Genomic DNA, 15,838 nt, shown 5'->3' on the forward strand with positions numbered 1-15,838 from the left:
CGTCTTTGGGTGTCGGCGGGTTCGCCCGCTCTGGCGGCCGGACGCCCGCGCCGGGACCCGGCGCTGTTTGCCGGGAGGGGAGCTGCGTGGCGGTGGTGTGTGTGCTGCTGGGCGTGTTCGCGGGCGCGCCGTCGTCGGTGGCGTTCGTGGCCGTGTTCGGCGCGTTGGAGAGTGGACATGGTGGTGTGGCGGCGGCGGGTCGGAAGTCGGGTTGTCTTGCCCAGGGCGGGCAGCGGCTGGGGGCCAGGCCACTTCAGCCTTCTCGTCGCCGCTCCAGTCCTCGCCGGGCTGGGGGTGTAGGTGTGCTGCTGGCCGCGGTAGCGGAGGAGCTCGGCGGGCATCGGACAGATCACTCGGGTGACGACGGCACTCGGCCGTGGCTTCTGACGTAAAGGGAGACTGCTCACCCGGCCAAGGCGCATGCACCCCGCGCACGTCCGCTCGCTGACGACCCCGAAGTCGCGGGCCTACGACCTCGGTCGGAGGCACCACCCTGCGGAACATGTCCCACAATTTCTCTGGCATCAGCCGCTCAACTAGATTCGCCACGAACGGTCCAACGACCGCGAGCAGCACCAAAAGAAACGACGTCGAGTCCAGGGTCGCGGGCGGCCGCCGCTCGCCTCGGCAGCGGTGGCGGTTCCCCTCAGGAGCGTCGACAATCGAAGTTGTTGGCCCGGGGCCATGTCAAGCGGTGGTGTGCGTGATCGAGATCGGCACAGGCAACGACATCGGGTAGCAGGCGAGCGTCCCAGAGTTCTTCCTCACCTCCGACGAGTCCGTTCCGCATGTTCAGGGAGTCGACGGAGTGGACCTCAAAACAGGTCGTTGGCCGCCGGAGTCGGGACTGCGTCCAAGCGCGAGTGACGCTTCTTAACGACCGCCGGGAGGATGATCGTGGCACTTACCGAGACGGATCTGCTCAAGATCGGCGATGCCGGCTTGGAAGAACTGTTCCGCGCCAGTCCGCCCGGCAAGATTCCGAAGGGCCCGCTGGAAGGTACCGGCATCGTCCGGTGGGGAGGCGGTTGGGTGGCTCAGCCGCTTGCCTGGCTGGTACGCATGACCCTGTGGCGGGGAAAGGTCTTCGATCCTGAGGGCTATCTGAGTAATCGGATGACCCCGTTCGACATGCTCGCCATCGTGGCCCAGGTTTATACCGGGCCGAGCCTGATGGACGAGCAGGACTGCATTGTCATCGACTACTCCAAACTCTCGCTCGTGGCTCGCGGCGTCCGCGACGAGATCCGCGAGGTGGAGCCAGGACTGTATTTGGGCGTGGTCTGGCTGCTGGGGGCCCGAATCGGCTGGTTCGCGCTGAGGGTGCCGGAAAGCGGTGAGGCAGCGACAGAAGCCGAGGAAGCCACCCCTGGCCGGTCCCGTTGATCGGATATCGGATCGCCCGCAAGCACGGCCCATGCCTCTCCCCTCGTTCGGTCACGCTGAGTGAAGGGAAATTATGAGCATCCCAGGCATACACGCTCGCAGGTCGCTCGCCCGCAAGGAACGCCGCGCCCGAAGAATGGCCGGGGCGATGCGATGTACGTCGGTCACCGTCGCGGCGGCATGCGCCACGTTCGCACTTCCGGCGGTGGACGCCTCGGCGTCGGCGTCCGGTGCCGCGCCGATCGCGGTGCAGGGGACCGTCACCGGGGCAGGCAAGCCGCTGCAAGGTTCTCAGGTCACGCTCATGGCTGGGTCACGGTCCGGAGTCAGGAAACTGGGCCAGGGCACGACCGATGCGCACGGTACCTTCCGGATCACGTACACGAGGCCTGCCGATGGGGTGGTGTACGCCGAGGCCACAGTCGGGCGGGCGCACAGACTTCGGCTGCGCTCGGTCGTCGGGTTCGGCACGGGTGGCGGTGTGGCCGAGCGGACCGTGAGCAAGGTGACGGTCAACGAACTGACCACGGTCGCCGCGACGTACGCCCTCGCCCAGTTCAGCGACCAACGCGGCATCAGCGGACCCGGTCCGGGGCTGCAGAACGCCGCCGCGACCTCGTTCAACCTTGCCGATCCCGCGACCGGCAAGGCAGGAGGGCCCCTCACCGGCGACAGCGCCAACAGCGAGACCCTCGCCACGCAGAACACGCTGGCCAACCTCGTCTCCCTCTGCGTGACGGACAATGCGCGCTGCGACAAGTTGGTCCACCTGGCGACACCGCGCGGCGCGGCCAGGCCGGCCGACACCGTGCAGGCGATCCTCAACCTGGTCCGCAACCCGACTCAGTCGCCGGGTGGCCTTCAGGCCCTGGCGCGTACCGCGACAGTCTTCACACCGGCGCTCACCGCTGCACCCAAGGACTGGGTCCTGGCCGTGCGCTACACCGCTTCCGAGCTCTACGCGGCTGGGCGCATCGCGCTCGACGCGAAGGGCAACGTATGGGCGACCAACAACTGGAAGCCCGGCACACGCGATCCCAACCCCTACGTCACCGTGCTGGATCCGACCGGTCGGCCGACCCTGGGCAGCCCCATCAGCGGCGGCGGAATGAAGACCGGAGCCTGGGGCCTCGCGATCGACCACGACGGATCCGTGTGGGCGCCCAGTTACGGCGGCAACGCGATGTCGAAGTACTCGTTCTCCGGCAAGCCGCTGTCCCCCTCTTCGGGGTGGAAGGACGGCGGACTCGTCAAACCGCAGGGCGTCGCCGTCGACCAGCGAGGAAACGTATGGATCGCCAACTCCTACGGCCTCAAGGGCAAGCCCGGCGTGGGCAGCGTCGTCGTCTACCCCCACGGCGATCCGAGTAAGGCCATCAGCATCACCGACAAGAGCTTCAACCATCCCTTCGCCGTCCAGATTGACGGCCAAGGCCGGGCCTGGGTCACCAACAGCCACCTTTCCTTCAAAGAACTCATGGAATCACGGCGGCCCAGCAAAGTCGGTGGGAGCGTCACCGTGATCGGTCCCGACTTCAAGCCGATCGCCTCCACCAATGACAGCTCACTCCAAGCACCCGTGGGACTCGCCCTGGACTCCAAAGGCAACGCTTGGACCGTCAACTTCTTCAGCAGCGCCGTCACCGAGATCCAGCCGAACGGAACCGTCGCGGGCGTATACCAGCTGCCCAAGAAGGTTGTCCCCTGGTCGGTCGCCATCGACGGCCAGGACCGCGTATGGGTCGCCGGTTTCGGTGACTCCTCCGTGTCACTCCTGTGCGGGGTGAACACCGCCGCCTGCCCGTCCGGCGCTTCCACCGGCACCGTCCTGTCCCCCGCGCAGGGCTTTCGGAACAAGGCGATCCAGCACCTCACAGCAGTGCAGATCGACTCCTCGGGCAACGCCTGGGTGGCCAACAACTGGGCGAAAATCGTCCCGCCCACCGGAGGCGTGGGCCTTGTGGAACTCGTCGGCGCCGCCTCCCCGGTGTGTACCCCCCTGACCCCACTGCCGGTACGCCCGTCGTCGGCTCACGGGAACGCATGCCCGAAGTAGGTATGGCGGGACAGCTGCGCCGGCCTTGCGAAGCCTTAGCAGTGTTTAGGCGTAGAACTTGACGATAAGTCCCGTTGTCTGGCAGGAGCTTTTGGGATGATGCCTGCGGGACATGCTGCTTAGCGCCCTTCGGCGCATCGGCCCCGCCGTCCGTTTGCTCCGCTAGGGCCGGGACTGATGAACGGCGAACCTAGCGGAATTCGTCCGCGTGCTCTTCCACCCACGAGCGGAACGTGCGCGCCGGCACCCCGGTGATCTCTTCCACCGTGGAGGTCACCAAGTCGGATTCGGGCCGGGTCGCCGCGCTGGCCAACAGGGCCTCGACGAGAGCGGGCGGTCGGCCGTCGGCGAGCATCTGCTGTCGTGCGACCTGTACGGGGACCTTCTCGAAGCGTGTCGTGCGGCCGATCGCTTCCCCGATCGAGTGGACTTGCTCGGCTCTGCCCAGTACCTGCGGGCCGGTCAGAACGTGTTTGAAACCTGCATGCCCGTCATCGGTCAGCGCATGTGCCGCCACGGCCGCGACATCGCGCTCATGGATCACCGCTGTGGCGGCGATGTCGGGACCGCGCACGACGTGCGTGGTGCGGATCTGCTCGGCCCACCCGCGCGCGTTGGAGGCGATGGTGTTCGACCGCAGGACGGTCCACTCCAGGCCGGACTTTTCGATCATGCGCTCCATGTCGGCGTGGAGCTGGTTGATCGGGTCGGTCTGCCGCTCGGCGTCCTCGTTCACACCCGACGACGAGAGATAGACGATGCGGCGGGCATGTCGTGCAATCGCTTCCAGTACGGCAGGGGCGCCCTCGGTCGTAAGGAAAGGCCAGATCAGGAACACTGTCTCGCTCCCGGTCAGAGCCCCCTCCAGCGTGTCCGGCTCGGACAGGTCCCCACCCAAGACCTCGGCTCCCTCCGGTAGCGCGGCCGATTGGGGATCACGCGCCAATGCGCGTACAGCGGTGCCTGCGGCCAAGAGCTGAGCAACAACCTCTCGGCCGACATTGCCCGTCGCGCCAGTCACAAGAATCTCAGTCATGATCAGCTCAGCCTCGGCCGTGCTCGGAGTATTCCGTCCTGCCTGCCCGGGCCCGAAGGCGAGGGGCGGGGGCACGACTGGCGAGGTGTGCCGGAGCCTTGCTGAGGGTTCGGAGCGGAGCCGCAGGGCACTGTGTTCCCCTGGTTACGGGGGTCGGCCGTCACCGACGAGGGGCGGCACCATCTGTGTGCGGCGTGCCAGAGCGTGGATCCTCCCCGAACCCGCCCGGCCCTCGCCGCCGGCGAGCATAGGCGGCTGTTTCTGAGCGGTTCATGCCATAGGTAGGGAGCTGTTGCACCTTTCGGCCTGGTGATGGCCGGTGATGCTCGCGGTTGAGCGGGCTGGCGCCTCTGGCTGGCGGGGAGGAAGGTGGAGGTAGGGAGAGCCGCACGCTCAGGAGGTGCTGCTATGACGATCACCCTGGGCGGGGCGGAATCTCCACAGGTCCGCCCGTTTGAGTCGGCGGACGAGGCGTCGGTGCTGGACCTGCTCGCGGCGGACCGGCTGCCGGGCCAGCCGGCGTGTTCTGCGGTGATGCTCGCCGACGCGGTAGCCGGCCGCTCAGTCGTCGACCCCGACGCGGGGGCCGCGCTGGAAGGGACGGTCATCACCACGGTGCTGTGCGCACCCGACGGCGGTATCGCCGGCATCGTGTCCTGCGCCGGGCACCCGGGCGACGGCACGTCGCTGCTGTTGTGGCTGCACTGCTATGAGGACTTCCCTACGGCGCAGGCTCTGATTGCCCAGGCGCTGGAGTGCCGCGGTGCCGGGCCTGTGCAGGCCTTCACGCTGGCGTGCGCTCTCAGCCGGGGTCTGGTCGGTCTGCCGGAGCACCACCGCCGGGTCACCCGCGAAGCCCTCCAGGCCGCGGGTTTCACCAGCCGGTGCCGGTGCAGGTACCTGCGTGCTGAGCTGCCCATCGCAGGCTTGCCCCACCTCGCCGGTGTCCAGATGAACGACACCGCACAGCCGCCGGGCAAACACCTGGAGGTCCGCCGCCGCGGCCGCATCCTGGCCCAGGCCGCCCTGGAGTACCCCGCCGCCGGGGTCGGCTTGATCCGCAGCATCACCGTCGCCCCGGACGCCCGAGGCCAGGGCATGGGGCTGGGCCTGCTCGGCAACGCGCTGGACGTCCTCGTCTGCCTTGGTGCCCGCGAGGCGATCGTCTACCTGAACGAGATGCCTGCCGACCCGGAACGGGACCCCGTCGCCGCCCTGCGTACGTACGCGGCTTCCGACTTCACCGAGGTCGACCGGCTGCTCACGTTCACTCGTCCGTCGACGCTGTCCCTGGCGGAAGCGTGACCAACTCGCCGCCTGGGGCGTGCCGTGGCCTCTGCCAAGGGCTGGAAGGACGAATTGACCAGGCGCTGGGAGAGCGCACGGCAGGACGGCTGACCCGACGGCATCGGGCCCGGAGAGGATCACCTTTGTCAGTCATGTGTACCGGGCCCGGCGCGGGCGCTCAGCCCGCCTGCCGTCGGTCGGGAGCCGACCGGTGGGTGAGGGGTTCGCGCAGGCCGAGGTTCTCGCGCAGGGTGGTGCCGGTGTACTCGGTGCGGTAGATCCCGCGTTCCTGCAGGTCCGGGACGAGCAGGTCGACGATGTCGTCGAGGCCGTCGGGGATGAGGTACGGCGTGACGTTGAAGCCGTCGATCGCGCCGTGCCGCACGAAGTGGGCGAACTTGTCGGCCAGGCGGGAAGGAGTGCCGATGTGCCCGCGCTGCGGGCCGATTGCGATGACGGTCTCGCGCAGCGACCAGCCGTGGGCCTCCGCCTTCGCACGCCATTCGGCCACGACCGAGCGCGGGTCGGCGATGCGCCGGGCGCCGAAGGAGCCGTCGTTCTCGGTGACGACCGGCTCCTCCGAGCCCGGCCAGTTCGCAAGCCGCTCCGAGGGCGCCGTCATGGCGTGCGGACTCCGCCGCGGCCATCAGTGTGCGGGCGGTGGTCTCGTCCTCGTACGGATGGGCGTAGGCAAGGTGGCGGGCCCGTTCCACGGGCTCGGTGACCGCGCGGGCCAGCAGGGCGTGGGCCTGCCGGCGGCCGTTTTCCGTCGCGTCGGCGGAGACGGCGGCCCGGACCAGTGGATGACCGAACCGTACGGCACCTTCGGCGTCGGCTGTCGCGAGGCCGACCCGCTCGGCCTCCGCGAGGTCCGCGGCGGGGTCGGGGAGTCCTGCGGCACGCAGCAGGGTGAGGCTGGGGCGAGCGGCGACGCTGCTGACGAGGAGGGCGCGCTGTACGGTCTCCGGCAGTGTGCGTGCCTCTTCCAGGAGCAGGGTGCGCAGTCTTCGGGGCACGCGCAGCGGCAGGGTGGAGCCCGCGCGCGCCGGTCCGAGCAGGGCGGCCCGGCCCAACTCCAGTGCGTAGGAAGGGTTTCCGGCAGCGGTGTCCTGGGTCGCCCGCAGCGTCGTCGGCGGTAGGTCGGCGCCGATGCCGGCCCGCAGGAGGTGGGCCGGTCTCCTCGTCCGTCAGCGGCGGCACGGCGAGCTCGGCGGTGCTCGGCGGGCAGCGGCGCAGCCGCTCGGGCTGTTCACCGTCGCGCACCCGGTCGGCGGCCACCACTCGGACGTTTACGCTCTCCAGACGCCGTACGGCGAAGGCGAGCGCCTCGGCGGTCGGCTCGTCGAGTCACTGCAGGCCGCCGAGAACCAGCACGACCGGGTTGTCGGCGGCCAGGACACGCAGCACCTCGAGGACGGCGACGCGCACCGCGAGCCGGCCGCGAGCCGGCCGCGGGCGCCGGACCACGCAGCAGGGCCGCCCGCAGTGCGTCCCGGAGCTCGGGCGCGAGGGCCTGCAGGCAGCTGTCCGGTATGCGCGCGACCAGGTCGACGAGCCCGGCGAACGGGAGGTGGGCGTCCGCCTCGGAGGGCGAGCAGCGCAGCACGGTGCCGACCGTGTCCGCCGCCAGGGCCGACACGAGGACGGACTTGCCGATTCCGGCCGGACCATGGAAGAGGACTCCGGAACGGGCCGTCAACCCGGTCCGGGCAGTGTCGAGCAGTTGAGTGCGCAAGGTCAGTGACCGTACTCCCGTGACGGTCGGCCGCCCTGTGTCCGGCACGTACCAAGACCTCGCTTCATGTGTTCATGACAGCCTTGGTGGATTCCGGTTGTCAACGGCCTCTGTCCCGTCCGGCGATCAAGAGACGCGGAGACACCTCCGGAGAACTGACAGTCCCTCGGCCGGGGCGATCTCCACGCGCAGCGGAAACCGACGCCCCGTACCGTGGCGAGGAGGGACGCGGCGCGCGGGCCGAGCTTGCTGCGGGCCGCCGTCGATCGGGTGGGTGCTCTCGCCCCGAGAAGGAACAGATGACCTCGCCCCTGCAACTGGTGCCCGCCCCGGCATCGGATCTGCTACCAGCTCGTGCCGAGCGGCTGCGTGAGCTGATCTGCCCAAGACGCTGGAAGTGCTGAACTGGGACGAGGTGTCCCAGATCTTGGGAAGCCTCCGGGCTCGGTGCCCCCGCGGACGTCGAAACACTCACCCGCCGGATCGGCGAGCCGGAGCAGCGGATCCTCGATCTCCGCTCCGAACTCGCCGAGCGCGACGAGGACTTCGCCGCGGCACGTGCCGCGAACCGGGACTTGATGGCTCAGCTGAACCGCTGACGGGGTGGTTCCGGACTACGCACGCCGAAGACCTGCCTGAGACCTGCCTTCTGCCAGCGGCAGAACATCGGCCCGACCGAGCTCGGCGATCACTACAGTCCAGGCTCATGACGACGGTTACAACGCGCACGGTCGAATATGCAGCCGACGGCCTGACGATGATCGGGCACCTCGCGCTCCCGGCCGGTGTCGACCGCCGGCCCGCGGTCCTGGTCGGGCCCGAGGGGATGGGGCCCAGCGACGTCGAGCGCCGCCGGGCCGATGCGCTCGCCGAACTGGGATACGTGGCGCTGGCCTTCGACCTCCACGGAGGGCGCTATTTGGGCGACCCTGAGGAGATGCTGGCCCGTTGCATGCCGCTGCTCGCCGACCCCGACCGGATGCGAGGCATCGGCCACGCCGCGCTCGACGTGCTCCGCGCAGAGCCGCGGACCGACTCCGACCGGATCGCCGCCATCGGCTACGGCACCGGAGGCGCAATCGCGCTGGAACTCGGGCGCGACGGCGTCAACCTGCGCGCGATCGGGACACTCAACGCACTGACCACGGGCCGACCGGGCGAGACGGCGCGCATTCGCTGCCCGGTGTGGGCCGGAGTCGGGTCGGAAGACCCGATCATGCCGCCCGCGCAACGGGACGCGTTCACCGCCGAAATGCAGGCCGCGGGCGTCGACTGGCGCCTCGTGGTCTACGGCGGCGCCTTGCACGCCTTCCACCACCCACCGGTCGGCCACACTGTGCTCCCCGGCGTCGGCTACCACCCACGGCACGCGCAGCGAGCCTGGCGTGACATCGTCGACCTGCTCGCCGAGTGCCTGCCCATAACGGAGTGATCTGGTCGGCAACCGCGATTCCGGATCGCAAACCAAGCCGGTCGACCGTCACCACTTACCAAGCTCGGCCGCCTGCCGCCGGTGCTTACCGGTCACCACTGCGGGTTTCTGGCGCATTCCGGTCCTGCCCCCTGACCAAGTCATCGCCATCACCCCCAACAGGTCAGGGCGACGGCGTTAAACGCCAGGTGCACAGTGTTGTCAGCAACGACGACCAGGGCGTTCGCCAGGCCGGACGGCACGGCCACGGGCGAGCCCTGGTTCTTCTGCACGTCGGCCCAAGCGACCCGACGTGAGGCAGGCGCCAGCAGGTTCCGCGCCCAGACCAGGTACTCCGCGGCCCGATAGCGGTCCAGGACAACGTGCGTCGCCACGATCACCGCAAGTGGGAGCGGGGACTGCGTGATCAACAGGAACGGCAGCCCATACGTGGTGCCATGCACGATCGCGGGTCACCACCGCTTGACCTTCTCCTCCGCCATCCCGTCCGACTGGATGAGGTAGTCGCCGGCCAGATGCGCCAGCAGGCTCTCGAAGAACAACATCAGGCGGCCACCGCCTCGGTCCGCGACACCTGTCGCTCACCCAACGACCGCGGACACACGCCCCTGAGCTGCACGGTCATCGTGCTTCCCGAGCTCGAACTCCGAGCGACCCCGAGAGAAGCGACGATGTCGGTGGCTGCAAGGCAGTCCCAGGTCGTGCACCGGCCGCCTCCATGCTCGACACGTAGCCCTGCGAGCACATGACGACGGCGCGCAGGGAATGGTCGGCGGCCTCCTAGATGCGCCGGCTGCTGCACAGGTCGAGCCGCCACTCCAGCAGGTCGCGGTCCACCACCAGCGAGCCGGGGATCTCGCCCTCCGCCCGGCGCACCAGGTCGGCGCGCACCTCCACCGGGAGGGTGCCGTCGGCGAGTTCGCGCGCCGCCTGCCGGGGAGTGAGCCGGACGAGACGGCAGCGGGGCTTGAGCCAGCAGGTCGTCGATCGACCGCTGGCGGACGGGCTCCCCGGTGTCGTCAGTGCCGGGCGGATCCTGCCACCGTATGTGCCCCGGTGACTGCATGGTGAGCAACTCCTGTGTCGTCCCTCGGAGACGACCAGTGGTCGTCGGAATCGGGGCGGCGACAGCCTTCGGCGAGCCGCAAGGGAACACGGATCGCGGAGACCTTGTTCCGCGCCACCCTCACGGCCACCGAGCACGCGGTGATGGACGGCAACATCGCCGTCCTCCACCGGATGCGCACGCCGGGCGAGGACATGCGACCCACGATGAACGAGGTCGCCTACCAGCTGGTGCGCTCCTGTTGCGGCGGCCGGCGCTCGCGGTCGCTGCGCTGGCTGACCTACGCGCAGGTGGCCCGCTTCCCCGACCTCATCGAGATCGTCCAGGGCTGTACGTCGGTGCGCATCGCCGAGGCCATGGCGGACCGGCCCGTCCGGCTCAGCCTCGCCGGTCGGCTGCGCCCCTGCGACCCCGTCCTGGCGGCCGAGCAAGTGCTCGCCCTGATCACGGGTCCGCTGGAGACCCGTCCCCGGCTGGGCACCCGCAAGCTGACCACCACCGAAATGCGGACGCCGGCCGAGGCCGCCGTCGACACCTTCCTGCGGGCCTACGCCGCCGACTGAGTGAGCGCCGAGCCAGGAACGCCTCGGTCGACTGAAGTCAGCGCCCGGCCAGAAACGCCTCGGTGAGGTTGTGCAGACGGCGCGCCGCCGAGGCATCGAAGTCCGCCGTGCGCGCGTCCAGTTCACGCCCCTCGACGAACGCGGTCAGCGGCTGCGGCGGCGGGGTCTCCAGCACGGCGAGGATCGGCGCCAGCGCCTCGTCGACGGACTTCGCGGTGCGCTTCATCTCCTCGATGTGGCGCAGCGTCGGCTCGTCGTACTCGCCGCGGAGGCTGGTCCGGGTCATGCCCGGGTGGATGAGCACGTACCGCAGCCCGACGGGGCCGTAGCGCTCGGCCGAGGAGACGCCCAGCAGGTCGTTGAGCTTCCCGCCCTGCCCGAGGGCCGCGCCCCCGTGGTAGCCGTTCCGGAACTCCAGGTCGTCCCAGTGCACCAGGTCGAGCCCCGCGCCGGGCCCGGCCACGTTGACCACGACGGGCAGCTCGGCCCGCAGCAGCGCGGGCGCGAGCCCGTGGCCGAGCAGATGGCGGCTCAGATAGAAGTGCGCGAACGTCTCCTCGATGCCCTCCGCGGTCTCCGCCCGCCGGGAACGGTAGTGACGGGCGCAGAACACCAGGGTGTCGATCACCGGGAAGGCGTCGAGGAGTCGGGCGACGAGGCGCCGGTTGTCCGCCAGCAACCCGAGGTCGGCCGGTAGGAACAACGCCCGTCCCCGGGTGCCTAGTTGCCGAGCCCGCTCGACGAACGCCTTGCCCTTCTCCGCGGACCGGCCGACGATCACCACCGTGTCGCCCTGCTCCAGCCGCGCCTCGGCGAGCGCTCGACCGATGCCGTCCGTGCCGCCGGTGACCACGACGGTCCTGGCGCGACCCTGCATGCGTTCTCCCTGCACTTCCAGCTTCCTCGCGGTGATGACCACGCCGACACGGTGGCGACCGTAACGGGGTGGCACCCGCACGTGGGCACATTCGCCGCATTCGAACGGCAGTTGTGTGGACCAAGTCTGCCCGGTGCGCCCCATCAGGCGTTCCCGAGACGGGACAGCCGGCGAGGACTGGGCCATGGGTGCAGCAGGCGGCGCGCGGATCGCCCCCCGCGTCGGCCGTGAGGACGACGCGCCCGTGCCGGGCGGCGGTATGGCGGGCACCGGTGCTGGCGTACGTGCTCGTTGCGGCCACCGATGGGCGCACTTCTTCAGGCGAGCGGTGGGCGGCCATCGCCCCGACCTCCCCGGGCACGCCGCGGCCGTCGACCACGGCGCTGAGCGGGGCGGCTCACTGTCGGCCCGGAGTCGTCGGCCTGGGCGACGAAGGGCCGCCTGGAGCAGGCCGTATCATCGCGGACGCTGACGAGCTGGTCGGCCGCATGGTGGTCCCTGCCATGCGCAACCTCGCACCGGGTTGGCGCTCGTGTCCGAGGCGGTCCGTGCCCAGCGCCGCCAGGCGACCGAAGCCACCCGGCTCGCCCCGTCGTTGCCGTGCTCGCTCACGACCTGCGCGTTCGATGTCTCCGAACGCTGGGCAGGGCGGTCGACGCGTAGGCCCCCACATTCGATCGAATGACGTCCATCTGCCGTGGCAGCCGTCGGTCCGAGCCGGTCAGGCGGCCGGGTACGGCAGCAGTCCGCTCGCGGTCTTCTCCCACGCGGCTTTCAGCTCGGCGAGCAGCTCCGGCCGGTCCGCGGCGAGGTCGGCCTGCTCACGCTGGTCCTGGACCAGGTTGTACAAGTGGTCCTTGCCGGCGGAGTCCTGGTAGTACTTCCAGTCGCCGCGCCGCAGGGCCCGGTTGCCGCGCACCCGCCAGAACAGGTCGCGCTCGGGCAGTTCCTCGCCACGCAGCAGGTAGCCGGCGAGGCTGTGTCCGTCCAGCGGGTGAGTGGAGGCGGGGCGGGCGCCGCCCAGCTCCAGCAGGGTCGCCGTCCAGTCCGGGGAGAAGACGGGCTCGTCGCTGACCTGGTGGCCGTCCACCCGGGCGGGCCAGCGCAGGATGGTCGGGGTCCGGATGCCGCCCTCCAGCAGCTCCGACTTCCCGCCGCTGAGCGGCCACACGTAGGAGAACCGTTCGCCGCCGTTGTCGCTGGCGAACACCACGACGGTGTTGTGCTCCTGGCCGGAGCTCTTCAGCGCGGCGAGCACCTCGCCGATGGAGGCGTCGAGGTTCTCCACCATCTCCTTGTACTTCTCCACCGAGCCGCCGTCGTTGTGCAGCAGGCTGCTCAGCACCTCGCCGGCGCGGATCTTCGCGGCGATCTCGGCGCCGGTCTCCTCGTCGTCCTCGCCCAGCCAGGGCCAGTGCGGGGTGGTGAAGTTCAGGTTGAGCAACCACGGCTGGTCGTGGTCGCGGGAGACGTACTCCACGGCCCGCTCGGTGAGGACGGTCGTGTAGTACCGCAGGTCCTTGTACTCGGCGTCGCCCTCGTAGAGGTCGTAGTCACCGAGCTGGCCCAGCTTGGAGAAGTACTCCAGGGCGCCGCCGAAGTTGCCGAAGAACTCGTCCCAGCCCGACTTGGTGGGGCTGTAGTCAGGCAGCCAGCCGCAGTGCCACTTGCCGATCAGGGCGGTCGCGTATCCGGCCCGCATCAGCAGGGAGGCCAGGGTCGGATGGTTCGGGTCCAGCCCTTGCGTCTTGTTGCCGATGGGCTCGGCGAGCCCGCCCTGGGTACGGCCCGGGTAGCGGCCGGTGTACAGGCTGAAGCGGGTGGGGGAGCAGGTCGCGGAGCCGGAGTAGGCGTTGGTGAAGCGCACGCCCTGCGCGGCGAGCCGGTCCAGGTTCGGCGTCTTGATGTGCGGTGCGCCGTACGACGACAGGTCCGCCCAGCCCAGGTCGTCACCCAGGATGAACAGGAAGTTGGGCCGCCTGCCGGAGCCGGCCGAGCGACGGGCGCGGAACGGACGCTCGGCGGAGGCGGGAGCGGCTTCGGCGCTGCCGGCCGTACCGGCGACCGCGGTCACGGCACCGCCACCGACCAGGCCACCGAAGGAACGACGGGATATTTCGGACATGCGGAATCCTCGTAATCTGCGTGCCCCGCACGAGGACACGCGAAGAGAAGGAGAAGGAAGGGAAGAAGAGGAAAGGGAGGTGCGGGCTATGACTCAGCGACAGATGGCGCTGGACTGCCGGCACAGGTCGACGTGACGCCGCTCCACGAGCGCGACGCGCGCGCGGCGGTGGTCAGCGGGGTTCCTCATGATCGCGAACGGTGCCAGGGTCCGACCGGAGCCGTCAAGGCGTCGTCCACGGACCGGGACCCGCGGCCTTCCTCCCGTGTGAGAGACACGCCCTCCTCACCGGCCCGCCACCCGCATCCCTGACCAGGACCTTTCCCGGGCAGCAGATCGACCCCCACCGGTCGGACGGCTCGTCGACGAGAAGCAGCCTCCGGCCGCTGATGGCCGTCCCCTGTAAAGCGATCGGCAAGATCAAGATCCGTGACAAGGTCGAGTCGGCCGACCCCAAGACGGGAAGCACCGCAGCGCCCGCACCGTCCAGCACGTCGGGATCAACCACGACGAGGACCTGCTCGACGTCACCGTTGGAGACAAGGGCGGCCACACCGCAACCCTCCACGCCACCGCCAATCACCCCTTCTGGAACGACACCACCCACAGTCGGGTCGCCACCGGCGACCTGCGTCGAGACGACGCCCTGAGACGGTGATCTAACGTCGCAGTTGTATGGGCACGGGGGGCTGAGCTGCTCCCGGCTCCGCCGTACAAGTCTGTCCGGGCGGGCGACATTGAAGCTGCGGGGCGGGCCACTGTCAGTCTGCGGGTGTCTGGGTGGGAGATGGAGCACCTGGTGCGCACCCGCGAGGTGGGCCCGGGTGACCACGTCCTGATGGTCCCCCAGGGCCCCGGCTGGATCTGCACCGCCTGCGTCGTCACCATCACAGACCTGCCGACCTGGGCGATGTGACCCCGGCACCACCCGGCGCCGCAACGATGTAAGGCGGCGGACTCTCGGCAGCCTCCTCGCGACGATCACGGTCCGGCCCCGGACACCGCGCCCGGTGGCCGTCACAACATGACGTGCCCTGACCTGTCGTACTGCGTCGTCAGTCGGGGGCGCGGGTCTGAGCGGCTTCGGTGAAGTTTGCTGCTGGTCGTCGGATCCCTGTGGGCCGGGGGGTGAGTGCCTGATCGACGGCCTCGTTGTGATAGGGATCAGTCATGCGTGTCCTCCTCCCGCTGCCCGACCGGGACTTCGACGTCACCGAGGTCGCCGTCCCCTGGCGGCTGCTGCGCGACGCAGGCCACGACGTGGTGTTCGCCACCGAGCACGGCGGCGTGCCGCCGCAGGCCGATCCGCTGCTGCTCACCGGCGTGCTCTTCGGGCAACTCGGTGCGGAGCCGGAGCCGAAGGAGTTCTACCGCGAGCTCACCGGCGAGGCCGCCTTCCGTAATCCGCTCGCCTGGGAGACCGTCAAGCCGGAGGAGTATCACGGGCTGCTGCTGCCCGGCGGGCACGCGCCGGGCATGCGGCAGTACCTCGGCTCGCCGGTCCTGCAGGCGAAGGTCGCCCGTTTCTGGGCGACGGGCCGCCCGGTGGGTGCCATCTGCCACGGCGTCCTAGTGCTCGCGCGCACCATCGACCCGGCCACTGGCCGCAGTGTCATCGCGGACCGGCGCACCACCTGCCTGCCCAAGTACATGGAGCGCAGCGCCTATTACCTCACCGCATGGCGGCGCGGCCGTTATTACCGGACGTATCCGACGTATGTCCAGGACGAGGTGGCCGCCGCCCTCGACGACTCCGTGCAATTCGAGCGCGGACCGATCGAGCTGCGGCGGCGTGGTACGGCCACCGACGACACTCCCGCCTTCGTCGTCCAGGACGGCAGGTATCTGTCCGCCCGATGGCCCGGTGACGCCTACCTGTTCGCCCGGCGCTTCACCACCCTGCTGGAAAGCCCGCCTGCCTGACTGAGCGGCTTGGTGAGGCTCGCTGCCGATCGTTGGATGCGAGTGCGCTGGCGGGGGAGTGCCTGGTTGATGGCGGCGCCGATGACGTCGACGGTGGTGTGTCCGGACGGGGTAGTCCTCGTGCGTCGCCGAGCACCGGATGCGCTCGTTGGCGTTGAGCTCGGGGCTGCGCGGCGGCAGGTGGAACAGGCGGACGTCGAGCGTGGCCAGGTCTTCGCGTCGGCCTGTGAACGGGCACGGTCGTCCTCGACAACGCTTCCGCGCACGTGGCCCAGCGCTCCGCTCGGGAGCCCGGCGAGGCAGGTGCACACGAACTCCGGCAGCGTCCCGGCGTCGACCTTGCCGCTGGTCT

The 15,838-nt window shown here is 69.8% G+C and carries 15 protein-coding genes; 7 read left to right on the forward strand and 8 right to left on the reverse strand.

The genetic code is table 11. The annotated features are described in order from the left end of the window. Positions 1-897 precede the first annotated feature (897 nt). Positions 898-1,386 (forward strand): hypothetical protein, encoded by a 489-nt coding sequence (locus tag AB0950_RS36875; protein ID WP_360162406.1) that lies wholly within the window; start codon positions 898-900, stop codon positions 1,384-1,386. A 205-nt stretch (positions 1,387-1,591) separates the two neighbouring features. Continuing rightward, positions 1,592-3,442, forward strand: coding sequence for an NHL repeat-containing protein (locus AB0950_RS36880; RefSeq protein ID WP_366780416.1), 1,851 nt, complete (start codon positions 1,592-1,594; stop codon positions 3,440-3,442). A 190-nt stretch (positions 3,443-3,632) separates the two neighbouring features. Here AB0950_RS36880 and AB0950_RS36885 read toward each other — a convergent pair whose 3' ends face one another. Further along, positions 3,633-4,478, reverse strand: coding sequence for an NAD(P)H-binding protein (locus AB0950_RS36885; protein ID WP_366780417.1), 846 nt, complete (start codon positions 4,476-4,478; stop codon positions 3,633-3,635). A 408-nt stretch (positions 4,479-4,886) separates the two neighbouring features. Here AB0950_RS36885 and AB0950_RS36890 point away from each other — a divergent pair, with 408 nt between their 5' ends. Further along, positions 4,887-5,783: a GNAT family N-acetyltransferase gene (locus tag AB0950_RS36890; protein ID WP_360162412.1), complete on the forward strand. Its 897-nt coding sequence runs from the start codon at positions 4,887-4,889 to the stop codon at positions 5,781-5,783. A gap of 160 nt (positions 5,784-5,943) precedes the next feature. Here AB0950_RS36890 and AB0950_RS36895 read toward each other — a convergent pair whose 3' ends face one another. Then, positions 5,944-6,387 carry a hypothetical protein gene (locus AB0950_RS36895; RefSeq protein WP_366780418.1) on the reverse strand — a complete coding sequence of 148 codons (444 nt, stop codon included), beginning with the start codon at positions 6,385-6,387 and terminating at the stop codon, positions 5,944-5,946. Positions 6,388-8,206: 1,819 nt separating this feature from the next. On the opposite strand from AB0950_RS36895, the gene AB0950_RS36900 reads away from it, so the two are divergent. After that, entirely contained in the window at positions 8,207-8,932 is a 726-nt protein-coding gene (locus AB0950_RS36900) for a dienelactone hydrolase family protein (protein WP_366780419.1), read from the forward strand. Between the two features lie 149 nt (positions 8,933-9,081). Here AB0950_RS36900 and AB0950_RS36905 read toward each other — a convergent pair whose 3' ends face one another. Next, positions 9,082-9,375 (reverse strand): hypothetical protein, encoded by a 294-nt coding sequence (locus tag AB0950_RS36905; RefSeq protein WP_360575941.1) that lies wholly within the window; start codon positions 9,373-9,375, stop codon positions 9,082-9,084. 9 nt (positions 9,376-9,384) lie between these two features. Beyond that, positions 9,385-9,477: a DUF3307 domain-containing protein gene (locus AB0950_RS36910; protein ID WP_366780420.1), complete on the reverse strand. Its 93-nt coding sequence runs from the start codon at positions 9,475-9,477 to the stop codon at positions 9,385-9,387. A gap of 625 nt (positions 9,478-10,102) precedes the next feature. Between AB0950_RS36910 and AB0950_RS36915 the strand changes: the two genes are divergently transcribed. Continuing rightward, positions 10,103-10,561, forward strand: a complete 459-nt coding sequence (locus AB0950_RS36915) for a TetR/AcrR family transcriptional regulator C-terminal domain-containing protein (protein ID WP_360575939.1) — start codon at positions 10,103-10,105, stop codon at positions 10,559-10,561. A 37-nt stretch (positions 10,562-10,598) separates the two neighbouring features. Here the strand turns inward: AB0950_RS36915 and AB0950_RS36920 are convergent, their stop codons facing one another. The 4 genes from AB0950_RS36920 to AB0950_RS36935 all read right to left on the reverse strand — a co-directional run bounded on the left by AB0950_RS36920 (position 10,599) and on the right by AB0950_RS36935 (position 14,116). Further along, positions 10,599-11,438, reverse strand: coding sequence for an SDR family NAD(P)-dependent oxidoreductase (locus AB0950_RS36920; protein ID WP_366780421.1), 840 nt, complete (start codon positions 11,436-11,438; stop codon positions 10,599-10,601). Between the two features lie 721 nt (positions 11,439-12,159). Beyond that, positions 12,160-13,563, reverse strand: coding sequence for a sulfatase-like hydrolase/transferase (locus AB0950_RS36925; RefSeq protein WP_360162535.1), 1,404 nt, complete (start codon positions 13,561-13,563; stop codon positions 12,160-12,162). Between the two features lie 93 nt (positions 13,564-13,656). Continuing rightward, entirely contained in the window at positions 13,657-13,752 is a 96-nt protein-coding gene (locus tag AB0950_RS36930; RefSeq protein WP_366780422.1) for a putative leader peptide, read from the reverse strand. Positions 13,753-13,786: 34 nt separating this feature from the next. Further along, positions 13,787-14,116, reverse strand: coding sequence for a hypothetical protein (locus tag AB0950_RS36935; protein WP_360162537.1), 330 nt, complete (start codon positions 14,114-14,116; stop codon positions 13,787-13,789). A 219-nt stretch (positions 14,117-14,335) separates the two neighbouring features. On the opposite strand from AB0950_RS36935, the gene AB0950_RS36940 reads away from it, so the two are divergent. Further along, positions 14,336-14,479 carry a YgiT-type zinc finger protein gene (locus AB0950_RS36940; protein ID WP_360162539.1) on the forward strand — a complete coding sequence of 48 codons (144 nt, stop codon included), beginning with the start codon at positions 14,336-14,338 and terminating at the stop codon, positions 14,477-14,479. Between the two features lie 254 nt (positions 14,480-14,733). Then, complete coding sequence (locus AB0950_RS36945; RefSeq protein ID WP_360162541.1) at positions 14,734-15,486, forward strand: type 1 glutamine amidotransferase domain-containing protein; 753 nt, start codon at positions 14,734-14,736, stop codon at positions 15,484-15,486. The last annotated feature ends 352 nt before the right edge of the window (positions 15,487-15,838 follow it).

The sequence above is a fragment of the Streptomyces sp. NPDC007189 genome (genome assembly GCF_040703635.1).
Lineage (GTDB): Bacteria > Actinomycetota > Actinomycetes > Streptomycetales > Streptomycetaceae > Streptomyces.